Genomic DNA, 21,479 nt, shown 5'->3' on the forward strand with positions numbered 1-21,479 from the left:
CACGACATCGAGGAATCACGCGACGACGTCGTACACCACGCCCCTGGACTTGACCGTCGTAGGCGCGCAGCGCCGACTGGGTGGGGATCAACTCCTGCGCTACCGCGCAGTCGCGTTGATCGTTGTGGTGACCACGTTTTTCAGCGTGTGCGCCGCGTCTGAGTCGGTGGCCTGGTAGCCGGTGGCGGCGATCTGGGTCGCCGCGGCGGTGGCGGTGATCTGGGTGTGCAGTGCGGCAGTACAGGCCTGGGCCGCACCCGTCACGCCGGCGACACCGAACATTGTGGGCCAGCCACCGGAGGTGTCGACCGATGGCGGTGCAGCGTGTAGCCCGAACGACTCCGTGTCCCAGGCGGTGCCGGCAACCCGAAGATCACCAGGGTCGACCCGCAATTTGTCGGTCACGCGCAGAGTGTAACGGTGGTGCGTACCCGACGCTGAACGGTGCAGTTCTGCGCTGGCGGCCGCCTGAAGTTATGGGCGAGCGGCGTCGGCCCGCCGCCGTCTAGAAGGGCGGTGGTTCGTCGTCGGGGTTGGGTGCGGGTAGGCCGAAGTAATTGTCGGGGTCGGCGCGACCGGTGGTGCGGGGGGTGGTGCGGGCTTGGTGGTTGTGGCGGCGTTCGGTGGCGATGCGGTAGGCGCGGTCTTGGGCGCGGGTGCGGCGGCGTTGAGGCATCATCGCGGCGCGTTCGGGGCAGTAGCCGGTGGTGGGGTCGGTGTCGGGCAGGGTGATTTCGGCGGTAGGGGCACACAGGCTGGGAAACAGCAGGGCGCTGCCGGGGGTGCTGACATAGGTGTGCCCGGTGGGCGAGGTCAGGATCAAGGTGGCATCGGGCAGTTGCTGTTCGGTCCAGCCCCAGAAGGTTTTGACCAGATGATGAATGCGGCAGTAGCACTTGAGGTTTGAGGCGTGGGTGGGCCCACCTTGGGCATAGGGGATGGTGTGGTCGACATCGCAGTTGGTGGCGGGTTGATCGCAGCCGGGCCAGCGACACGTCAAGTCCCGGCAGCGCACGAAGTCGGCCAGCGCCTTCGATGGGGTGTAGTGCGGCTCGGGGGCGGCATCACGCGGGTGGATCAGCGGCACCTGTTTGGCCGAGGCGGCCAACTCGGTGATCAACTGCGCGGTGATCAACCCGTCAGCGCCCAGCAGCGAGGCCGGCGCGCTGCTCATGCCGTCCAGGGTGGCCTGTTCGGCGATCACATGAATCACCACCGGCGAAGCCGCCGGGCGCTTGCCGGCAGCACAGTCCGCGCGCGCACACCGACACCGCAGCCGGGTGGCATCAGCGGCGACCGCGCCCAGCGCATCGGCGCGACGCTGGGCGTGGCTGCGCGGATCGTGCTCACACACCGTGGCCGCCAGCGCGTTCAACCGCTGATCCAGCGCCCGGGCATCCGGGGTGGCCAGCTGGCCGCGGATCTCTGAAATACCGCCCTCGAGGCGGTCCTCGATCACGATCTCGCGCTCGTCGTGCTGCCGTTGGGTGCGCCGCCGCAGCGCATCGGCATCGGCCTTGGCCACGATCTTGTCGACCTGCCCGGCCAACCGCGCTTTGCTCATCGACGGCCAGCGCCCCACCCCCACCGCGAGTTGGGCATCCACGGCGGCCAGCACCGCGGGATCGGTGATCAAATCGGTGCGATACACGATCATGCGGAACACCAGATAGCTGATCTCCCCGGCGATAAACACCGCCCCGGTACGCGGCAGCCGCTCGCGCAACGCCCGGGCATAGCGCACCTGACTGGCCGCCAGACCCTGGCTGATCCGCAACGCCGCAGCCAACTCCGCAGTCAAAGCCGCCTCGGTGTCCACCGCCCACAGCTCGGTCTCGCCACACCGCGACAACCGGTACCCGAACAACTCCCCAATGGCCACCAACTGCGCCGCCGCGGCCTGATTCTCCGCACGCGCGCCCGCACAGATCCGATCGATCAACCCCGCCGACCGCGCCGTCTTCGACGGATAACACCGCTCGAACATCTCGTCAAAACGAGCCAGCACCTCCGGCGAAGACCCACCCGACGATTCATCGAACATATGTGCGATCTTGCCACAAGGGTCTGACAAACGCCGGCAACCTCGAAACAGCTAGTCCGCGCTTCGGTACCACGCGGCGATATAGAGGATCAGCGCCGTCGCCAAACCGATCAGCACCCAGATCACGACGGCCTGGTCGACCCAGGACCCCGCCGGTGGTGCACCCGGAAGGATATTGCGCAGGGGCACCACGGCGAACAGCATCGCGGCGTACCAGGTGGAGAACGGCGGCAGGAATTTCCTTCTGCCAGTGAGCATTTGGATGGCCACGAACAACGCCAACGTCGGCAACGTAATGAGGACCAGACAAATGCCCAGATCGAAGACCAGCGGTCCTTTGGCCCGCTGCAAGGTGATGATGACATTGTCCGGGCGAGCGGGGTCGCTGCTGTTGCGCCCGACTCGGGTGACGGCCACATCCCAGCCTTCCAGCAACCCGGTCACTTCCACCCGGGCGGGCTTGTAGTCGCGGCTATCACCGGCCCCTACGAGCATGTCGGCCTGGATGGTGTCGGTTCGGTAGGTGTCGAACGGCCAGTCGCCAGGTTCCCCGTGCGCCTGGATGGTGGTGGCCACCTGCGCCGGCGATTTCCCCTTGGGATACTGCAGATCGCCCAAGTCATTCTGCGGGAAGAAGCGCACGGAGGTGTCGACGGCCAACAGACCGAGGCGCTTGTCGAGCATCGAATCATCGGGCATCACAAGAACTTTCACGTCGAGTCGATGCTCGACCGGGTGCAGATGCTCAATCCTTACCAGTACCACGCTGTTATCGGCCGTGCTCAGGTCCGGCTCGGCGAGCGGACTCGGAGCCGTGGCCAGCCAGTGATAGCCGACCAGCGACAGCAGGTAGACAACGACGACACCCACGATGATGCAGACATCGACCACGAGGTGTCGTCGCCGAGGTTTGCGCGCCGACTCACCGAAGATGACCTCGGGCAGGGCAAGCTCTTGAACCGGCACGAAGCCAGATGTTAGCAATGGCAGTGTTTGCTGGCAGCGGCAAAACAGCACCGCTACACGCATTTAACACCGTTGCTACTTTGGCTTGGCCGAGTGCTTGTACCAGGCAATGATGTACACCACCATCGCCGTGGCCAGCGCGATCAGCACCCAGATCACCACGGCCTGATCGATCCAAGAACCCGCCGGCGGCGAGCCGGGAAGGATGTTGCGCAGCGGCACCACGGCAAACAGCATCGCGGCATACCAGGTGCCGAACGGCGGCAGGAATTCTCGGCGGCCGGTCAGCATCTGAATGGCGACGAACAACGCCAACGTCGGCAGGGTGAACAGCACCAGGCAGATCCCGAGATCGAAGACCAGGGGGCCCTTGGCGCGGTGCAGGGTGATGATCACGTTGTCCGGGCGGTCCGAGGTTTGGCTGGTATCCCCCACGCGCTGAACGCTGATGTCCCAGCCCTCCAATGACCCGGTCACTTCAACCCGGGCGGGTTTGTATCGACGGTTTTCCCCGGCCCCGACCAGGATGTCCGCTTGGATCGTGTCGGTGGTGTAGGTGTCGAACGGCCAGTTGCCGGGGTCGCCGTGCGCCTCGATTGTGGTGGCCACCTGTGCCGGAGACTTACCTACCGGATACTGCAGATCGCCCAGGTCATTCTCCGGGTACAGGCGCACCGATGTGTCGACGGTCAACACGTCTAGACGCTTGTCGATCATCGAATCATCCGGCATCACAAGCACTTTCACGGCAAGTCGATTGGACACCGTGTGCAGCTGCTCGAATCGGATCAGCACGACGCTGTCGTCGGTGGTCCCCACGTCGGGCTTGGGCAACGGACCCGGCGAGCTGGCCAGCCAGTGGTAACCAACCAATGACAGCACGTAGAGAATGGCAACACCGACGATGATGCAAACATCGAGCACAAGGTGTTTTCTTCGCGACATGCGTTTGGGCTCGGGCGCAGGCGGCGTCGGGCCCTCTGAAGACACGGAGTCAGATGGTAGCAACCGGCATAGCTCGCGGGTCGCGCTTTTCGCTCGGCTACTCTAGCCAGCCGCCGGCCACCGCGCGGGTACAGCAAACCCGTCATCCGCGGGCAACGCGGCGGTAACCCTCCGGTCGCCTCAGCGTTCGGCGGACGCCGAATCGGCCACGCAGCGAAATCCGATGTGGGTGGTGGCGGTGTCCTGTGATTGCGGTGACCGCGCCGCCGGCCGATAGCGATGGCAGTACTCCGGCGCGCACAGGTGCGACCCGCCCTTCAACGCCTGGCTGACGGCCGGATTCGCCGGTCCCTGCGGTGTGCAGCACGCTTTCGGCGGCTGATCGAGCCGGTGATGCCCGGTGAACTCGGTAGCCGTCCATTCCCAAACATTGCCGATCATGTCGACGAGCCCAAATGCGTTGGGCGGGAACGTTCCGACCGGAGAAGTGCCCACCCATCCCAGTGCGCCGTCGTTGCGGTACGGAAACCGGCCCTGCCAGGTATTGGCCATCAGCTGATCGTCGGGCATGGCCTGCTCGCCCCACGAATACGTGCTCGTAGTTCCGCCGCGGGCGGCGTACTCCCACTCGGCCTCGGTCGGCAGCCGCCGCCCGGCCCATCGCGCGTAAGCGGCAGCGTCGGGATAGGCCACCTGCACGACGGGATGATCGGGCCGGTCGGCGATATCGCTGTCCGGTCCAAAAGGATGGCACCAGTTGGCCCCCGCCACCCAGTCCCACCACTGGCGCCAGTCACGGAGGTCGACCGGGCCGGATGTGGGACGGAAAACCATGGCGCCGGGCGACAGGTCGTTGGGGTCTACCCCGGGGTACAGCGCGGCGTCCATGGGCTGCTCGGCAACCGTCACATAGCCTGTGGCGGCGACGAATTCGGCGAATTGCGCGTTGGTCACCGGGTGCCGCTCCACCGCGAACGGACCCACGGTCACCGTGTGGATCGGCGCCTCTTCCGGGTAGAAGCTGGTCGAGCCCATGCGGAATGATCCGCCCGGCAGCTCGACCAGCTCGGTGAGCGTGCGGGTCAATCCGATTGTCGATACCAGGTGATCATGTACATGGCCATCGCGGCCACCAGCGCTATCAAGACCCACAGCACCAGTGCTTGATCGACCCACGCACCCGGCGGCGGAGCGCCCGGCAGGAAGTTGCGGATCGGTATGACGGCGAACAGCATGGCGGCGAACCAGGTCACGAAGGGCGGCACGAATTTCCGCTTGCCCAAGGCGATTTGAATGGCCACCGCGAACGCCAGAGCGGGCAGCGCGAAGAGAACCAGGCAGATTCCCAGGTCGAAGATCAGCGGGCCCTTGGACCGGTGCAGGGTGATGATGACGTTGTCCGGACGATCCGAGTCCTGGCTGGCTTCGCCGACGCGCTGGACGCTCACGTCCCAGCCTTCCAGCGAACCGGTCACCTCCACCCGGGCCGGAATGTACTTGCGGTCGTTGCCCTGTCCGACAAGCACATCGGCGGAAATTGTGTCGGTGGTGTAGGAGTCGAAGGGCCAGTTGCCCGGATCGCCGTGCGCCTCGAGCGTGGTCGCGACCTGCGCGGGCGATTTACCCGCCGGGTAGACGAGGTCGCCGAGGTCGTTCTCCGGGTAGAAGCGCACGGACGTGTCGGTGGTCAGCACGTCGAGACGCTTGTCGAACATGTTGTCCTCGGGGATCACCAGGACCTTCACCGAGAGTCGGTTCGCGACGGTCTTGAGTTCTTCGAGCCGGACCAGCACCACGGTGTCATCGGTGGTACCCAGGTCCGGGGCCTTGAGCGGCCCATGCGATCTCGCCAGCCAGTGCACGCCGAATAGCGACAGGGCATAGACGATGATGAACGCCACCAGGATGCCCATCCCGAGCAGCAGGCGTTTGCCTCGCTTGTCGGACGACGGCGCTGCGTGTGTCGACGGGGGTGGCGGAGACGGCGGAGACGGCGGTGTCGGCGGAGCCTCGGTGGTCATCGACAGATGGTAAACGAACCCGTGCCGCCCGCGCAGCGTTCATCTCATGTTTATCCAGCGGTCAGTTCGATAGCCGTAAATGTCGACATGCGCGGGAATCAACGAATTCCTCACCGGGAAGCCGACTTCGCCGGATCGGCCTCGCCATTGACCGCCGAGCGACACCCCGCCGCGGTGGAAGCAATCAGCTAGCCGGGCGGTCTTCTATCTCGCTGCCGGGACCAGGCAACGACGAACAGGAACATCGCGACCACGAGCGCGATCAACACCCACAGCACAAACGCCTGGTCGATCCACGAGCCGGGCGGCGGCGACCCCGGGAAGATATTGCGCAGTGGGACGATGGCGAACAGCATCGCGGCATACCACGTCGCGAACGGCGGCAGGAATGACGTCCGGCCCAGCGCCATCGGAATGGCCACCCACAACGCCAAAGCCGGCAGGGCGAGCAAAACCAGGCAGATTCCGACATCGAAGATCAGCGAGCTCTTGGACCGCTGCAACGTGATGACCACGTCGTCCTTGACTTCGGGATCCTGTTCGTCGGGATCGTGCACGCGCGTGACGGTTGCATCCCAGCCGTCCAATGAGCCGCTCACTTCGATGCGGCCGTTTACCTTTTCGCGGCTCTGGCCCGAACCGGTGAACACGTCGGAAGCGATCACTTCCGTCCTGTACGAATCGAATGGCCAGTTACCCGGGTCGCCGTGCGCCACAATCGTGGTGGCGACCTGTGCCGGCGCCTTCCCGACCGGGTACTGCAGGTCACCCAGATCGTTTTCGGGGTACAGCCGCACCGCGGCATTGGCGGTCAGTACGCCGAAGTCTTTGTCGTACAGCGAATCCTTGGGATAGACAAGAACATTCACCTTGAGCCGATTCGCGACCGTCTTCAGCTCGTCCAGGCGCACCTGCACAATGGTGTCCTCGGCCTCGTGCTTACTCAGGTCCACCGGCGGCAGCGCAGGAGCGGACTTGGCAAGCAGGTGAACCGCAACCAGCGACAGCGTGTAGACAACGACCACACCCACGAGGATGGCCAAACCGATCGCGACGCGGCGTGCGTGCGCCCGGGCCTCGCCCGTCGGCGCCGGTGGTGACGGAGGCTGAGTAGTCATAGCCCTTTAGGGTATGACGACGGTGAAGTCCTGTGTCAACGTCGATTTCGCCGTGTCGAATCCCGAGGCGCCGCTAGGCGCTTCCAAGTGGATGCTCACCAAGTACTGCTTGGTGTTGGTCCAGATGTGGGTGATGCGGTCGGCGAAGTCGATCCCACCGGAGGGCCCACGCAGCGTGCCGGTCAGCTGCTGGCTGCTGTAGCCGCAGAACGGGGAACCGTGGACAGCGAATTTCTGACGCGTCATCGACCCGCCGAGGCCGGCCGTGTAGCGCAGGAACGCACTGTCCGGGGTCAGCTCGGTCGGGGCGATGGTCACCGTCGCGGACATGCCGGCCGGCCCGGTCAACGTCAATGCCGTGTCCCCGCTGCCGGCGGCCGACCCCCACCCATCGGGGACGACGATCGTGATGCGCGGAGCCGCCGGGTCGGAACCGGTAGCCACCGTCGGGTGGCCGCTACCAATCGGCGACGCGACGCACGACACCGCATTGGGCGGAATGTGGTCGCGCATCGTCGGGGCGATGCCGGGCACCGGCTCCGCGGGGTCGGAAGCCGGTGTGGATGCCGCAGAGCCACCGGTTACCCGCGCGCAGCCGGTGGCACCTGGGCACAGCAGGATCGCCGCGCCGAGAAGCGCAACCAACGGCCTCGCGAAACCCCTAGTCGCGCGAAAACGCAAGCGCGAGTTCCTTTTCCACGTCCGCGTACGGCCGTCCGGACACATCCACGGTGACCTGGGCGATGGTGCCGCCGGTGAAGCTGAACGGGGCTTTGTAGCGGCTGGATACCGCCGAGCCACCGTTGCGTCCGACGGTGATGCCGGCACCGGCCAGTCCGAATGTTCCGGGATGCGTCGTGATCTCGGTCAACGAGCCGACCTCATGCTCGTCGAAGAACAGCGCGCCGTCACCGATCGGGGTGTGACTGTTGGGCACGGTTCCCGTCCGCGTGTAACAGACGCCGAGCAGGTGCCTGCCGAGCGGGATCGGCCCGTTCGACGAAATGAGCTGTTGGCGCTCACCCAGGAAGTTGTAGACGTAGTGCAGCCGCCCGTCCTGGATGAACAGCACGTGGCCGCCATGGGCACCGCCCTGCTTGAACAGCACACCCTCGGCGCCGGTGGTGTCGATGGTTACATCGGCCACCACGGTGAACGAGCGGCCACGGATTTCGGCGGCAGCGCCGATGCCGACATCGGCGCAATTGGGGTAATAGAGGTAGCTGGATCGATCGGTGACCAGATACGGTCGCGACCGCATCATCGTCTCGACGATGTTGAGATCCGACAGCGGCAGCCCGTTGTACTTGTCGGCCTCCGAATACCACAGCGCCTTGAGTTCCTCGAGCTTGTCGGGATGTTCGGCGGCCAGGTCGTGGCACTGGCTGCGGTCCTTCTCGATGTGGAACAGTTCCCACCGGTCGGCGTCGAAGTGCGACCAGCCTGCCGGTGTTGCGGCGTGAATGGTGTTGGCAAACCAGCCCTTATGCCAGATTCCGCGGGTGCCCAGCATCGTGTAGAACTGGGTCTCCTTGCCGGTGTCAACGCCCGGATCAGCAAGGGCCGCTTTGAAACTCACGCCGTCCAACGGCCGCTGCCGAATGCCCTTGACCGTCTCCGGCGGAGCCATGCCCAGCAGGTCATAAACCGTCGGCGTGACGTCGCAGACGTTGACGTAGTTGTCGCGGACCTCGCCGTGCGCGGCAATTCCGTTGGGCCAGGAGATGATTGCGGTGTCGGCGATGCCGCCCTCGTGCGAGGCGTAGCGCTTGAACAGCTTGTAGGGGGTGTTGAAGGCCATCGCCCACCCGATCGGGTAATGGTTGTAGGTCTGCGGGCCACCGAGGTGGTCGAAGAGCTTCATGCTCTCCTCCACGGTGTCGATATAGCCGTTGAAGAACTTGCCCTCGTTGACCGATCCGTTCGGTCCGCCCTCACCGCTGGCCCCGTTGTCGGAGATCACCACGATGATCGTGTTGTCCAGTTGGCCGGATTCGTCCAAATAGTCCAGGATTCGGCCGATCTGCGCGTCGGTGTAGCTGAGGAAGCCGGCGAACACCTCGGCCATCCGGTTGAAGAGTTTGCGCTCTTCGTCATTGAGGGTGTCCCAGGGCCGCACCGTGTCCTGCAACGGCCAGGCCTCGCCGTTGGGGCCCTTCACGTCGAGGTAGGGGTTGATCGGCGACAGTTCGGTGTCCGGCGGCACGATGCCCATCGACTTCTGTTTTTCCAGTGCGATCTCGCGGTAGCGCTCGTAGCCCATGTCGAACTTGCCGGCGTACTTGTCGGCCCATTCCTTGAAGACGTGGTGGGGGGCATGCCCGGCGCCGGGGCATACGTAGCTGAACCACGGCTTGTCAGGAGCGATCACCTTGGCGTCGCGAATGAATTCGATTGTCTTGTCGGCGATGTCTTTCGACAGGTGATAGCCGTCCTCGGGCGTGCCGGGCGGGTTCACCGGGTGGTTGTCGTACATCAGGTCGGGGTACCACTGGTCGGTTTCACCGCCCATGAAGCCGTAGAAGCGTTCGAAACCCCGCGAAGTCGGCCAGTGCCGCTTGGTGGCGGCCATGCTGGATTCCTCCAACGGCGTGAGGTGCCACTTTCCGACGCAGTAGGTGTTGTAACCGCGTTCGGCGAGCACCTCGCTCAGTAGCGCGGTGTCGGCCGGAACCCTGCCGTTGCAGTTGGGGAATCCGTCGGTGAACTCCTCAATGGTGGCCATGCCGACGGTGGTCGCGTTGCGGCCGGTCAGCAGCGACGCCCTGGTCGGCGAGCACAGCGCGGTGGTGTGAAACTGCGAAAGCCGCACCCCGCGCTCGGCGATTCGGCTCATGGCGGGCATCTCGACCAGGCCGCCGAAACAGTCCCAGGTCGCGATGCCGGTGTCGTCCCAAACCAGATAGAGGATGTTCGGCGAGTTCTCCGGTGCCGTCGGGGCAGCGTAGGGGCCCCAATCCGGTTCCGAATCGCGGATGTCGAGTTCGATCTTCCCGTTAAACTCGGTCACCTTCGCAGGCCTCACTCCCATAGTGGACTTACCTGGACATCGCGTGCAGATTACACCTGCCGACAGGGTAATGAGCCCGCCTCAGAATCACCTGAGACACGGGCTGCCGAAGGGCGCAATTCGCGCCAGAAGGGACAACCCGATGGATGACGGGGCGACACCACCCGATCCCAGCGCGCTCGCAGCCGACGGCACCGCGGTCGAAATCTATCGTCGGCTGCCGTCGACGTCAGAGCTCGAATACATCGCAGCTCAGTTGGGGCCCAACAGCTCAGTACTGGACCTAGGCGCGGGCACCGGCCGCATCGCCGACCCTCTTGTCATGCTTGGTCACCGGGTCACCGCCGTCGATAGTTCGGCCGCAATGCTGGTGCACGTCCAACACGCGCGAAAAGTGCAAGCATCTTTCGAGGATCTGGCGTTGGCCGAAAAGTTCGATTGCGTGCTGTTGATCGGCAGCATCATCAACTACCCGGGGACCCAGCCGCGCAGGTCGGTGTTGGCCGCGGTTGCCCGTCATCTGGCACCTAACGGCCAGGCCATACTGAATTGGGCACCACCGGCGTTGATCGCGTCGCGACCGGCGGGTTTCATCCAGTCGCTCACCTTCGGCGCGGTAACAACGACCCTGACCATTCACTCCAACACGGGGCGCATCACCGAGGGTGAGTTCACCCTGGAGGCCGACGGCCGTCGCTGGCGCCAGTCGATAACGGCGGAAAAGCTGAGCGCCGACACAGTACGTGACGAACTGCACCGCGCTGGGCTGGTGCTGACAACGGCTGATCCCGAGACCACCCGCTGGCTGCATGCCAAGCTGGCATAGCATCGACGGTCAGCGACCAAGAAGTACTGGCGTGGCATCCGAAAGGGCCGGAATCGTGCGAATCATCGCTTTGGAAGAGCATTTTGCGACTCCCGGCACTTTCGAAGGGCCCGGCCGGGAGTTCGTCGATCACTTGGCGTCGTCGACGTCGCAGACCTTCCCCGCCAGTCCGTCGCAGCTCGTCGAACGGTTATACGACCTGTCCGACGGGCGCATTGCCGCGATGGATGCGGCGGGGGTCGATGTTCAAGTGCTGTCGCTGACCTCACCCGGACTCGAGCAGCTGCGCGCCCCGGACGCCATCGCCGCGGCGCGTGAGGTCAACGATCAACTCGCGCGGGCAATTCAGCGCCATCCGGAGCGGTTCGCCGGTTTTGCCGCGCTGCCCACTGCAGATCCGGTTGCCGCAGCCGACGAGTTGCAGCGGGCGGTACGCGAATACCGATTCGTGGGCGCCATCATCAACGGCCACTGCCAAGGACGCCGCCTCGATGACGAATTCTTTTGGCCGATTCTTCAGCGGGCCGAGGAGCTGGGGGCTCCGCTTTACCTGCATCCGACTCCACCGCCGGCCTCGGTATTCGAGCCGCTCTACGCGGGCAACTACCCGGCGTCGGTCGCGTTCCTGCTCTCGACTGCTGCATGGGGCTGGCACATCGAAACCGCGACGCACCTGTTACGGCTGATCCTCAGCGGCGCGTTCGATCGGTTCCCGCGGCTGCAGGTCATCATCGGTCATATGGGTGAAGCGCTGCCGGCCATGCTCCCGAGACTGGATGTTGTGCTGACCGCCGCCGCGACGAACCTCAATTACCCTATGTCGCATTACCTGCGCCACAACGTGTACTACACCTTCGCCGGATTCAACTGGACCCCACAGTTTTTGGCGTTGCTGCTGCAGGTCGGCGTCGACCGCATCATGTTCGCGACCGACTACCCGTATTCACCGATGCCCGAGGCGACAGCCTTCCTGGCCGGCATTCCGGTGAGCCCGCAGGACCGCGCGCAAATCGCCCACGGCAACGCCGAACAGCTGCTGGGGCTTTGAGCGGATTGGGGCTACTTGGCCTTCTCCAGGATCTCGACGAGCCGCCAGCGCTTGGTAGCCGACAGCGGACGGGTCTCCATCAGCGCCACGCGGTCGCCGATGCCGGCGATGCTCTCCTCGTCGTGCGCTTTGACCTTCTTGGTGGTCCGAATGATCTTGCCGTACAGCGGGTGTCGCATACGGTCTTCCAGCTCGACCACAATGGTCTTCTGCATCTTGTCGCTCACCACGTACCCGATGCGCGTCTTACGACGGCCACGAGTCTTCGGGTTGGCCGGAGTGTGCTTGGGGCCCTTGTCTTTTGCCGCAGCATCCTTGGCAGCGGCCGACTTAGGAGCTGCCTTGGCAGCCGCTTTCTTGGCGGGAGTCTTCGCCTCAGCCATCACGCATCCTTCTCGTCGGAACCATCGGGCCCAGCAGCCAGACCCAGTTCTCGTTCGCGCAGCACCGTGTAGACGCGCGCAATTTCCTGACGCACCGTGCGGAGCCGGCGGTTGTTGGTGAGCTGCCCGGTAGCCATCTGGAAGCGCAGGTTGAACAGCTCTTCCTTGGACTCGCGTACGCGCTCGTTCAACTCCTCGTCGGTGAGCTCACGCAGTTCGCCAGGCGAAATTCCCACTGCCATCAGAACTGATCCTCTCGGGTAACGATGCGTGCCTTGATCGGCAATTTGTGGATCGCACGGGTCAATGCGGCCCGGGCGGTCTGCTCATTGGGGTAGCTCAGCTCGAACAGCACCCGGCCCGGCTTGACGTTGACCACCCACCACTCCGGCGAGCCCTTACCCGAACCCATCCGGGTCTCGGCGGGCTTCTTGGTCAGCGGGCGGTCCGGGAAGATGTTGATCCAGACCTTGCCGCCACGCTTGATGTGCCGGTTGATGGCGATACGAGCCGACTCGATCTGCCGGTTGGTGACATAGGCGTGCTCAAGAGCCTGGATGCCATAGTCGCCGAAGTTCACCGTCGTACCGCCACTGGCGATGCCACGCTGGCGGGGATGGTGCTGCTTGCGGTGTTTAACCTTGCGGGGAATCAACATGATTCAGCTCTCCGTGCTCTGCGCTGCACTCTGTGTTTCAGCGGGCGCGGCTGCTTCTGGAGCCGCTGTTTCTTCGCCGCCGGCGGCGCGGCCCGCGTCAGTACCGGTGGCCGTGGTGCCCGAAGCACCGCTGCGGCGCGGGCGGGTGCCCGACGGGCGCTCGCGACGCGGACGCTCGGCGCCCGCCGGCGCGGCGGCGGCCAGCTCCCGCTTGCCACCGACGATGTCGCCCTTGTAGATCCACACCTTCACGCCGATCCGGCCGAAGGTGGTCTTGGCCTCGTACAGGCCGTAGTCGATGTCCGCCCGCAAGGTGTGCAGCGGGACGCGGCCCTCTCGGTAGAACTCCGAGCGGCTCATCTCCGCTCCGCCGAGACGGCCCGAGCACTGCACCCGGATGCCCTTGACGTTGGGCTGACGCATGGCCGACTGGATGGCCTTGCGCATCGCGCGGCGGAACGCCACCCGGTTGCTCAACTGCTCGGCAACGCCCTGGGCCACCAATTGTGCTTGGGACTCAGGGTTTTTCACTTCAAGGATGTTCAGCTGAACCTGCTTCTTGGTCAGCTTCTCCAGGTCGGCGCGAATCCGGTCGGCCTCGGTGCCACGGCGGCCGATGACGATGCCGGGGCGGGCGGTGTGGATGTCGACCCGGACCCGGTCGCGGGTCCGCTCGATCTCGACGTCGGCGATACCGGCGCGCTCCAGACCACTGGACAGCAGCCGGCGAATCGCGACGTCCTCCTTGACGTACTCGGCGTACTGCTTGTCGGCATACCAGCGCGACTTCCAGTCGGTGGTGATGCCCAGCCGGAAGCCGTGCGGATTGATCTTCTGGCCCACTAGTCTGAGCCTCCCTTCGCTTCAGAAGCCTCAGAAGTCTTCGCGCCCGAACCAGAAGCAGCTTTCTTGGCCGGCGCTTTGGTAGCAGTCTTCTTGGCGGCAGGCGCCTTCTTGGCCGGTGCCTTCTTGGCGGCGGACCCAGGTCCAGCCTTCGCGGCGGCCTTGCTGCCCTCGGCGCGGCGGGCCCGCGAGGACGCCGACGAGCGCTGGTCCTTGCTCGGGCGGCTCTCCACGATCACCGTGATGTGGCTGGTGCGACGGCGGATCCGGAACGCGCGGCCCTGGGCCCGCGGACGAATGCGCTTGGCCGTCGGCCCCTCGTCGGCGTAGACGGTGGCAACCACGAGGGTGGCCGGGTCCAGCCCATTGTTGTTCTGCGCGTTGGCCGCTGCGCTGGCGATCACCTTGGCGACCGGCTCGCTGGCGGCCTGCGGCGCCCAGCGCAGAATGTCGAGCGCGTCGGAAACCGAACGCCCCCGCACCAGGTCGATGACCCGGCGCGCCTTTCTCGGCGACACCCGCACAAAGCGTGCCTTGGCCGTCGCCGACGGAAACTCAGTGGTGGTGCTCATCGCCGCTTCGCCTTCCGGTCGTCCTTGATGTGCCCCTTGAAGGTGCGCGTCGGCGCGAACTCACCGAGCTTGTGGCCGACCATCGACTCGGTGACGAACACCGGGACGTGCTTGCGGCCGTCGTGCACGGCGAAGGTGTGACCGATGAAGTCCGGAATGATGGTCGAACGGCGCGACCAGGTCTTGATGACCTGCTTGCTGTTCTTCTCGTTCTGCACGTCGACCTTCTTGAGCAGATGGTCGTCGACGAACGGGCCCTTCTTCAGGCTGCGTGGCATTGTTGGCTACTCCCCAGACTTCCTAGCGCCCGTGCTTCTTGCCGGTGCGACGGCGTCGGACGATCATCTTGTTGCTGGCCTTGTTCGGATTGCGGGTGCGGCCCTCGGGCTTACCCCACGGGCTCACCGGGTGACGGCCACCGGAGGTCTTACCCTCACCACCACCGTGCGGGTGGTCCACCGGGTTCATCACCACGCCACGGACCGAGGGGCGCTTGCCCTTCCACCGCATCCGGCCGGCCTTGCCCCAGTTGATGTTCGCCTGCTCGGCATTGCCTACCTCGCCGACGGTCGCGCGGCAACGAACGTCGACCCGGCGGATCTCACCGCTGGGCATACGCAGCGAGGCGTAGCTGGCTTCCTTGCCGAGCAACTGGATGCTGGAGCCCGCCGAGCGAGCGAGCTTGGCCCCACCGCCGGGGCGCAACTCGACGGCGTGCACCAAGGTGCCGGCCGGGATGTTGCGCAGCGGCAGGTTGTTGCCGGGCTTGATGTCGGCGTTGGCTCCCGACTCCACGATGTCGCCCTGCGAAAGTCCGTTCGGCGCAATGATGTACCGCTTCTCGCCGTCCAGAAAATGCAGCAGCGCAATACGCGCGGTGCGGTTCGGGTCGTACTCGATGTGCGCGACCTTGGCGTTGACGCCGTCCTTGTCGTTGCGGCGGAAGTCGATCACCCGGTAAGCGCGCTTGTGGCCGCCACCCTTGTGACGAGTGGTGATCCGGCCGTGCGCGTTGCGCCCGCCGTGACCGTGCAACGGCCGCACCAACGACTTCTCCGGAGTCGACCGCGTGATCTCGGCGAAATCGGACACGCTGGCGCCACGGCGACCCGGGGTCGTCGGCTTGTACTTACGAATTGCCATGTCTAATCAGATCTCTCTCTCGCGCGCGGCCAGCCCGGGCTAGGCCGGTGCTCCGAACAGGTCGATCGGCTTGCTGCCCGGGGCCAGAGTGACGATGGCGCGCTTGGTGCTCTTGCGCTTGCCGTATCCGGTGCGGGTGCGCTTGCGCTTGCCCTGCCTATTCGCGGTGTTCACCGATGCGACCTTGACCGAGAAGATCTTCTCGACAGCGATCTTGATCTGCGTCTTGTTCGAATCGGGGTGCACCACAAAGGTGTACACATTGTCGTCGAGCAGGCTGTAGGACTTCTCCGAGATGACCGGAGCCAGGATGATGTCGCGGGGGTCAGCGATGGTCGCCATCTACGCCGTTACCTCCTCGGGGCTAGCCGTGTTCGCCGTGATGTAGGCATTGAGTGCCTCGACGCTGAACACCACATCGTCGGCGCGCAGCACGTCATAAGTGTTCAGCTGGTCGGGTGCCAGGAGATGCACGCCGGGCAGGTTGCGCACGCTCTTGGCGCCGGCCTCGTCGGCCCGCCCGATGACCACCAGCACCTGCTTGCGGTCGGTGATGGTGCTCAGAAAAGCCTTGGCGCTCTTCGTGGAAGGTGTTTGGCCCTCCACCACTTCGGTGACCGCATGGATGCGCCCGTTGCGGGCCCGGTCGGACAGCGCCCCGCGCAATGCCGCGGCGATCATCTTCTTGGGCGTGCGCTGGCTGTAGTCGCGCGGCTGCGGACCGTGCACCACGCCACCGCCGGTGAACTGCGGGGCCCGCGTCGAACCCTGCCGGGCGCGACCGGTTCCCTTCTGCCGGTAGGGCTTACGGCCACCGCCGCTGACGTCGCCGCGCGTCTTCGTCGCGTGCGTACCCTGGCGGGCCGCCGCGCGCTGCGCGGTAACCACCTGGTGCATCAGCGCGATGTTGGCCGGGACATCGAACAGCTCAGCGGGCAGTTCGATGGAGCCGTCCACCTTGCCGGCGGGCGTCTTGACGTCGATCTTGAGGCTGTTGGCCATTACTTCTCACCTCGCTTGATGGCGCTGCGGACAACCACGAGTCCGCCGGTGCGGCCGGGAACCGCGCCCTTGATGAGCAGGACGCCCTTCTCGGCATCGACCTTGTGCACCAACAGGTTTTGCACGGTCACCCGGTCGTTGCCCATCCGGCCAGACATCCGGGTGCCCTTGAACACCCGGGCCGGAGTGGCGCAGCCGCCGATCGAACCCGGACGGCGGTGCACCGCCTGGGCACCGTGGCTGGCGCCCTGGCCGCGGAAACCGTGTCGCTTCATCGTGCCGGCGTAGCCCTTGCCCTTGGAAGTGCCCGTCACGTCGACGTAGGTGCCGTCGGCGAAGATCTCCGCCGTCAGCTCCTGGCCGACCTCGTACTCGGCGATCGCGTCGGCGTCATCCAGCCGCAGCTCGGCCAGGTGGCGCCGCGGGTTCACACCGGCGGCGCTGTACTGACCGGTCACCGGCTTGTTGACCTTGCGCGGACTGATTTCGCCGTAGGCGAGTTGCACGGCGCTGTATCCGTCGCGTTCGGGGGTGCGGATGCGGGTCACCACGTTCGGCCCCGCCTTGACCACCGTCACCGGGACAACTCGGTTGTTCTCGTCGAACACCTGCGTCATGCCCAGCTTGGTGCCCAGAATGCCTTTTCTTGCCATTGCTAGCCGAGCTCCTACTGGATGTTGACGTCGACACTTGCCGGAAGATCGATACGCATGAGGGCGTCAACGGTCTTCGGCGTGGGATCGAGGATGTCGATCAATCGCTTGTGAGTACGCATCTCGAAGTGCTCCCGCGAGTCCTTGTACTTATGCGGGGAGCGGATGACGCAATACACGTTCTTCTCGGTCGGCAGCGGCACCGGACCTACGACGCTGGCACCCGTGCGGACGACGGTTTCGACGATCTTGCGTGCCGAAGCGTCAATAGCCTCATGGTCGTAGGCCTTCAGCCTGATGCGGATCTTCTGTCCCGCCACGCTTTTCCTACCTCATCTCCACTTGAGGCCCGTCTGGGCCTGGTGCCCCCAGCGCGCCGGTCGCCCCGGCCCTTTTCCGGGCCGAGTAGCGTCGCGCCGGTTACTGCGCCGCTGTTTACTAGTCGTGGTCCACCGACCCCCGCGCTCGGGCGTGTCACCCGCACGCAGCCTTGGTCGCGGCCGAAATTTGGTCGCTCTCCAAGGTTGGGACCGGACGCGCCCATTTGGGCGCTGGTCGTATGCCCTGCCAGGCGCAAACCCGGCGCAGGACAACCTGAACAGTATGCCTCAGATCACCGCTTGGGCCAAATCTCAGGCGAACCCACTGACGCGACCATTACGGCGCCGTAGGCTCGGCCCGGGCCCTAGGAGCACAGTGAGCACACCGATCGTGGATCCGGCAGCGAAAGTCTTCGCGATACCGGCTGCCTACACCGACGAGCCACGGCTGCACGCCGCGCTGACGCACCTGCGCGCGCACGCGCCGGTGTCCTGGGTCGACCGTCCCCCGTTCCGGCCGTTCTGGGCGATCACCAAACACGCCGACGTCATGGAGATCGAGCGGGCCAACGACCTGTTTCTCAGCGCCCCGCGGCCGCTGCTGGCCCCCGCCGAGGCCGACGACCTGTCGCAATCCCTGCTGAACGCGGGTATGGGGCTGCGCACGCTGGTCCACATGGACGACCCCGAGCACCGGGTGGTGCGCGCCATTGGAGCCGACTGGTTTCGGCCCAAGGCGATGCGGGCGCTGAAGGTCCGCGTCGACGAGTTGGCCAAGATCCATGTCGACAAGATGCTCGAGGCCGGGACCGAATGTGACTTCGTTGCCGAGGTCGCCAAGAATTTCCCGCTCTTCGTGATCATGTCGTTGCTCGGCCTGCCGGAATCCGACTTTCCCCGGATGCTCAGCCTGACCCAGGAACTGTTCGGCGGTGACGACACCGAGTTCCAGCGCGGCACCACACCGGAAGAACAACTGCCCGTCCTGCTCGAATTCTTCAGTTACTTCAATGATCTGACCGCATCCCGTCGGGCAAACCCCACGCAGGACCTGGCATCGGCGATCGCCAACGCCCGAGTGGACGGCGAGCCGCTCTCCGAGATCGACACGGCGTCCTACTACGTGATCATCGCCACCGCCGGGCACGACACCACCAGCGCGACGATCGCCGGCGGGCTGCAGGCACTGATCGAAAACCCCGACCAGCTCACTCGGCTGACCGCCAACCTGGACCTGATGCCGCTGGCCACCGACGAGATGATCCGCTGGATCACACCGGTCAAGGAGTTCATGCGCACCGCCGCCGCGGACACCACGGTGCGCGGGGTGCCCATCGCCAAAGGCGAATCGGTATATCTGTCCTACGTCTCGGCCAACCGGGACGAGGAGGTGTTCGACGATCCGTTCCGCTTCGACGTCGGGCGAAACCCCAACAAACACTTGGCATTCGGCTTCGGCGTGCACTTCTGCCTGGGGGCTGCACTGGCCCGCATGGAGGTCAGCAGCTTCTTCACCGAATTGTTGCCGCGGCTGAAATCCATTGAACTCAACGGCGAACCGGAACTCATCGCCACCACGTTCGTCGGGGGACTCAAGCACCTGCCGATTCGATACTCGCTGCGCTGAGTCCGCGCTGAACATAGAGGAAGCCGTCGACAGCGGCGCGTGCGCATTCGCGATAGTCGAAGTTCGGCAGGGTGCTCAGCCGTCCTAGTACGAGCGGGCCGATCAGCAGCGCAATCGCCCGGGGCCGGTCCACCTCACCGAGCTCGGCCGCCGCGGCGCTGTCGAACAGGGCATCGAAAGGCGCCGCGTACTGCCGGGCGATGCGCTCCCGCAGCGTATTGATCGCACTGTCGGCGCCCTGATTGTGGCGTGGCTCCGGCAACTCTTGCAGGTCTGGCCCCAGGGCCAGCCAGGACATCGCGGTCATCACGGCGGGCGCTTCGGCGATGAACTCGCCCTGGGCCAGCACGACCGCGAGCAACCTGTCCCGCAGCGAGCCGCGATCCGGCGGCATGGGTGCCGGCGGTATCAGACTGTTGAAGGTTGCCGCCAACAGATCATTGCCGCTTGGGAAGTGGCGATACAGGGTGGCCCGGGCTACCTTGGCGGTACGGGTGACCGCGTCCACGGTCACCGCCCCCGGGCCCCCCTCCAGCAACAAGGCGGCGGCGGCTTCGAGCAAACGAGCACGCGACCGTGCGGGACGCGGATCGGCGTTCGCGTCGGAAATTGTGAGACACCTCCTGGTTTCAGATGGTTTCAGAACAAGACTATTGGTCTATGTACGAGACTGTTAGTCTCGTAAATTAGTACGCCCCGGGGAGGAGGCGCACCACTAATGGTCCATCTTCTTGATCGGCCTGAACAGCATGCCGGTCCGACGGGCGATCGGCGCACGGCACGTGTCTGGACCCTGGCCGTGGCATGCATGGCCGTGGGGTTGGTTGTCGGGTCGATGACGGCGCTGAACACGGCGCTGGGTGATCTAGCCGTAGCTACGTCGGCGACACAGACGCAGTTGACATGGGTGGTCGACGGCTACACCGTGGCACTGGCTTGCCTGCTGCTGCCCGCTGGGGCGATCGGCGACCGCTATGGCCGCCGCGGTGCACTACTTGCCGGCCTGCTGATCTTCACACTGGGCTCCATCGCCCCCGCGATGCTGCACAACCCGACGCACATCATCGCCGGTCGTGCGGTGGCAGGCGTCGGTGCGGCGTTCGTCATGCCCGCGACGCTGTCGTTGCTCACCGTGGCCTACCCAAAAGAACAGCGACTCAAGGCCGTCGGCATCTGGGCAGGCGTTGCCGGTTCGGGCGGAGTGTTGGGCATGCTGGGTTCTGGCTTGCTGCTGCACTTTTGGGATTGGCACTCCATCTTCTGGGCACTGGGCGCCTGCGGGCTGGCGATCTTCGCCATGGCCTGCACCGTCGCCCCGTCCCGGGACACCGAGGCACCCCAGGTCGACTGGCTCGGCGCGGCATTGATCGGCGCGGCGGTTGCGATTGCGGTCTTCGCCATCTTGGAAGCACCCCATCGCGGCTGGAGCGACTATGTGGTCTGGGGCGGGCTCGTCGCCGGCACACTTATCGCCGCGATCTTCGGTGTGGTCGAATTCCGCAAGCGGCAGCCACTTTTGGACGTGCGGTTGTTCAATGACCCGGCGTTCGCGACCGGGGTGGCGACGATTGTCGTGATGTTCGGCGGCACCTTCGGATTCTTCTACCTCGGCATGCAGTATGTGCAGCAGATAATGGGCTATTCGCCGTTGATGACGGCGGTGGCCTTCGGACCGTTCATGGTGCCGCTGGGCATCTTCTCTGCGTTGTCCTTCTGGTATGTACCGAAATTGGGATTGCGAGTCGTGCTGTCGCTGGGCACCGCCCTGACGGCGGTCGGCTTTTTGTGCATGCAATGGCTGGACGTCCATTCGACATATCTGGACTTGGCATGGCCCACGCTGATTCTGGCTACGGGTATCGGATTCTGCACCGCGCCAACGACTTCAGCCATCATGGCAGCGGTCCCCGACCAGAAACAGGGGGTGGCCTCCGCGGTCAACGACACCACCCGGGAGATGGGTGGGGCGCTGGGCATCGCCGTGGCCGGCTCGATACTGGCTGGGCGCTACACCCATGAGCTGGCGCCCAGGCTCACCGAATTCCCGGCGGCGGTGCGCGGCCCCGCCTCCGACTCGCTGGCCAAGGCGGTTGAAATCGCCGACAAACTTGGGCCGCAGGGAAAGCAGCTGGCTGAGATCAGCAAGACCGCGTTCTTGACGGCGATGCACTCATCGACCACCGCTATGGCGGTGATCTCGGCCGTCGCCGCGGTCGTGATCGCCCTATGGGCCCCGGGACGCGACGGCCGTCAGCTGGCCGTAGTGCGGTCTGCTGTCGGCAAATAGCAGATACGCGCAA

At 65.1% G+C, this 21,479-nt stretch carries 25 protein-coding genes; 4 read left to right on the top strand and 21 right to left on the bottom strand.

The annotated features are described in order from the left end of the window. Nucleotides 1-99: 99 nt before the first annotated feature. The 9 genes from BST12_RS09220 to BST12_RS09260 form a co-directional block, all read right to left on the bottom strand. Nucleotides 100-405, bottom strand: a complete 306-nt coding sequence (locus tag BST12_RS09220) for a type VII secretion target (protein WP_245850184.1) — start codon at nucleotides 403-405, stop codon at nucleotides 100-102. Nucleotides 406-505: 100 nt separating this feature from the next. Beyond that, nucleotides 506-2,044 carry an HNH endonuclease signature motif containing protein gene (locus BST12_RS09225; RefSeq protein ID WP_083112817.1) on the bottom strand — a complete coding sequence of 513 codons (1,539 nt, stop codon included), beginning with the start codon at nucleotides 2,042-2,044 and terminating at the stop codon, nucleotides 506-508. Between the two features lie 51 nt (nucleotides 2,045-2,095). Further along, a complete protein-coding gene (locus tag BST12_RS09230) occupies nucleotides 2,096-3,010 on the bottom strand; it encodes a DUF4436 domain-containing protein (RefSeq protein WP_372511001.1) in 915 nt (304 codons plus the stop codon). 75 nt (nucleotides 3,011-3,085) lie between these two features. Next, a complete protein-coding gene (locus tag BST12_RS09235) occupies nucleotides 3,086-3,955 on the bottom strand; it encodes a DUF4436 domain-containing protein (protein WP_083112819.1) in 870 nt (289 codons plus the stop codon). Between the two features lie 180 nt (nucleotides 3,956-4,135). Further along, nucleotides 4,136-4,990, bottom strand: a complete 855-nt coding sequence (locus tag BST12_RS09240; RefSeq protein ID WP_083112922.1) for a formylglycine-generating enzyme family protein — start codon at nucleotides 4,988-4,990, stop codon at nucleotides 4,136-4,138. A gap of 47 nt (nucleotides 4,991-5,037) precedes the next feature. Then, nucleotides 5,038-5,976 carry a DUF4436 domain-containing protein gene (locus BST12_RS09245; RefSeq protein ID WP_083112820.1) on the bottom strand — a complete coding sequence of 313 codons (939 nt, stop codon included), beginning with the start codon at nucleotides 5,974-5,976 and terminating at the stop codon, nucleotides 5,038-5,040. A gap of 188 nt (nucleotides 5,977-6,164) precedes the next feature. Further along, entirely contained in the window at nucleotides 6,165-7,094 is a 930-nt protein-coding gene (locus tag BST12_RS09250) for a DUF4436 domain-containing protein (protein ID WP_083112821.1), read from the bottom strand. Between the two features lie 6 nt (nucleotides 7,095-7,100). Beyond that, the gene (locus BST12_RS33295) at nucleotides 7,101-7,739 is read right to left on the bottom strand and encodes a hypothetical protein (RefSeq protein WP_245850186.1); all 639 of its coding nucleotides are present in this window, start codon (nucleotides 7,737-7,739) and stop codon (nucleotides 7,101-7,103) included. Nucleotides 7,740-7,755: 16 nt separating this feature from the next. Then, nucleotides 7,756-10,104: an arylsulfatase gene (locus BST12_RS09260; RefSeq protein WP_245850188.1), complete on the bottom strand. Its 2,349-nt coding sequence runs from the start codon at nucleotides 10,102-10,104 to the stop codon at nucleotides 7,756-7,758. 142 nt (nucleotides 10,105-10,246) lie between these two features. On the opposite strand from BST12_RS09260, the gene BST12_RS09265 reads away from it, so the two are divergent. Both BST12_RS09265 and BST12_RS09270 read left to right on the top strand, forming a co-directional pair. Continuing rightward, on the top strand, nucleotides 10,247-10,930 hold the full coding sequence (locus BST12_RS09265) for a class I SAM-dependent methyltransferase (RefSeq protein WP_083112823.1): 684 nt from the start codon (nucleotides 10,247-10,249) through the stop codon (nucleotides 10,928-10,930). Nucleotides 10,931-10,961: 31 nt separating this feature from the next. Continuing rightward, nucleotides 10,962-11,978 (top strand): amidohydrolase family protein, encoded by a 1,017-nt coding sequence (locus BST12_RS09270; protein ID WP_245850190.1) that lies wholly within the window; start codon nucleotides 10,962-10,964, stop codon nucleotides 11,976-11,978. 11 nt (nucleotides 11,979-11,989) lie between these two features. On the opposite strand, the gene rpsQ is transcribed toward BST12_RS09270, so the two are convergent. Genes rpsQ through rpsJ form a run of 11 tightly spaced genes read right to left on the bottom strand, consistent with a single transcriptional unit; the run spans nucleotide 11,990 to nucleotide 17,552 of the window. Continuing rightward, nucleotides 11,990-12,364, bottom strand: a complete 375-nt coding sequence (rpsQ, locus tag BST12_RS09275) for a 30S ribosomal protein S17 (RefSeq protein ID WP_139801568.1) — start codon at nucleotides 12,362-12,364, stop codon at nucleotides 11,990-11,992. Next, nucleotides 12,361-12,603: a 50S ribosomal protein L29 gene (gene rpmC / locus BST12_RS09280; RefSeq protein ID WP_083112825.1), complete on the bottom strand. Its 243-nt coding sequence runs from the start codon at nucleotides 12,601-12,603 to the stop codon at nucleotides 12,361-12,363. Before rpmC ends, rpsQ begins: the two co-directional genes overlap by 4 nt. Then, nucleotides 12,603-13,019: a 50S ribosomal protein L16 gene (gene rplP / locus BST12_RS09285; RefSeq protein ID WP_083112826.1), complete on the bottom strand. Its 417-nt coding sequence runs from the start codon at nucleotides 13,017-13,019 to the stop codon at nucleotides 12,603-12,605. Before rplP ends, rpmC begins: the two co-directional genes overlap by 1 nt. A 3-nt stretch (nucleotides 13,020-13,022) precedes the next feature. Next, nucleotides 13,023-13,862 carry a 30S ribosomal protein S3 gene (gene rpsC, locus BST12_RS09290; RefSeq protein ID WP_083112827.1) on the bottom strand — a complete coding sequence of 280 codons (840 nt, stop codon included), beginning with the start codon at nucleotides 13,860-13,862 and terminating at the stop codon, nucleotides 13,023-13,025. Further along, nucleotides 13,862-14,434, bottom strand: coding sequence for a 50S ribosomal protein L22 (rplV, locus tag BST12_RS09295; protein ID WP_083112828.1), 573 nt, complete (start codon nucleotides 14,432-14,434; stop codon nucleotides 13,862-13,864). Before rplV ends, rpsC begins: the two co-directional genes overlap by 1 nt. After that, complete coding sequence (rpsS, locus tag BST12_RS09300; protein ID WP_019514048.1) at nucleotides 14,431-14,712, bottom strand: 30S ribosomal protein S19; 282 nt, start codon at nucleotides 14,710-14,712, stop codon at nucleotides 14,431-14,433. The genes rplV and rpsS overlap by 4 nt, the downstream gene beginning before the upstream one ends. A 22-nt stretch (nucleotides 14,713-14,734) precedes the next feature. Further along, nucleotides 14,735-15,577, bottom strand: a complete 843-nt coding sequence (gene rplB / locus BST12_RS09305) for a 50S ribosomal protein L2 (protein ID WP_083112829.1) — start codon at nucleotides 15,575-15,577, stop codon at nucleotides 14,735-14,737. Between the two features lie 39 nt (nucleotides 15,578-15,616). Further along, nucleotides 15,617-15,919, bottom strand: coding sequence for a 50S ribosomal protein L23 (gene rplW, locus BST12_RS09310; RefSeq protein WP_067378148.1), 303 nt, complete (start codon nucleotides 15,917-15,919; stop codon nucleotides 15,617-15,619). Continuing rightward, nucleotides 15,920-16,579 carry a 50S ribosomal protein L4 gene (gene rplD / locus BST12_RS09315; protein WP_083112830.1) on the bottom strand — a complete coding sequence of 220 codons (660 nt, stop codon included), beginning with the start codon at nucleotides 16,577-16,579 and terminating at the stop codon, nucleotides 15,920-15,922. It abuts the gene before it with no gap. Beyond that, nucleotides 16,579-17,232 carry a 50S ribosomal protein L3 gene (rplC, locus tag BST12_RS09320; protein ID WP_083112831.1) on the bottom strand — a complete coding sequence of 218 codons (654 nt, stop codon included), beginning with the start codon at nucleotides 17,230-17,232 and terminating at the stop codon, nucleotides 16,579-16,581. Before rplC ends, rplD begins: the two co-directional genes overlap by 1 nt. A gap of 14 nt (nucleotides 17,233-17,246) precedes the next feature. Next, nucleotides 17,247-17,552 (bottom strand): 30S ribosomal protein S10, encoded by a 306-nt coding sequence (gene rpsJ / locus BST12_RS09325; RefSeq protein WP_003873519.1) that lies wholly within the window; start codon nucleotides 17,550-17,552, stop codon nucleotides 17,247-17,249. 391 nt (nucleotides 17,553-17,943) lie between these two features. Here rpsJ and BST12_RS09330 point away from each other — a divergent pair, with 391 nt between their 5' ends. Further along, nucleotides 17,944-19,179 carry a cytochrome P450 gene (locus BST12_RS09330; RefSeq protein WP_372511006.1) on the top strand — a complete coding sequence of 412 codons (1,236 nt, stop codon included), beginning with the start codon at nucleotides 17,944-17,946 and terminating at the stop codon, nucleotides 19,177-19,179. On the opposite strand, the gene BST12_RS09335 is transcribed toward BST12_RS09330, so the two are convergent. Further along, nucleotides 19,145-19,741, bottom strand: a complete 597-nt coding sequence (locus BST12_RS09335; protein ID WP_264062305.1) for a TetR/AcrR family transcriptional regulator — start codon at nucleotides 19,739-19,741, stop codon at nucleotides 19,145-19,147. The two genes, BST12_RS09330 and BST12_RS09335, sit on opposite strands and share 35 nt — an antisense overlap. A 246-nt stretch (nucleotides 19,742-19,987) precedes the next feature. Here BST12_RS09335 and BST12_RS09340 point away from each other — a divergent pair, with 246 nt between their 5' ends. Continuing rightward, complete coding sequence (locus BST12_RS09340) at nucleotides 19,988-21,466, top strand: MFS transporter (RefSeq protein WP_245850194.1); 1,479 nt, start codon at nucleotides 19,988-19,990, stop codon at nucleotides 21,464-21,466. Nucleotides 21,467-21,479: the final 13 nt, after the last annotated feature.

Origin of the sequence: Mycobacterium angelicum, from assembly GCF_002086155.1 — a bacterium.
Lineage (GTDB): Bacteria > Actinomycetota > Actinomycetes > Mycobacteriales > Mycobacteriaceae > Mycobacterium > Mycobacterium angelicum.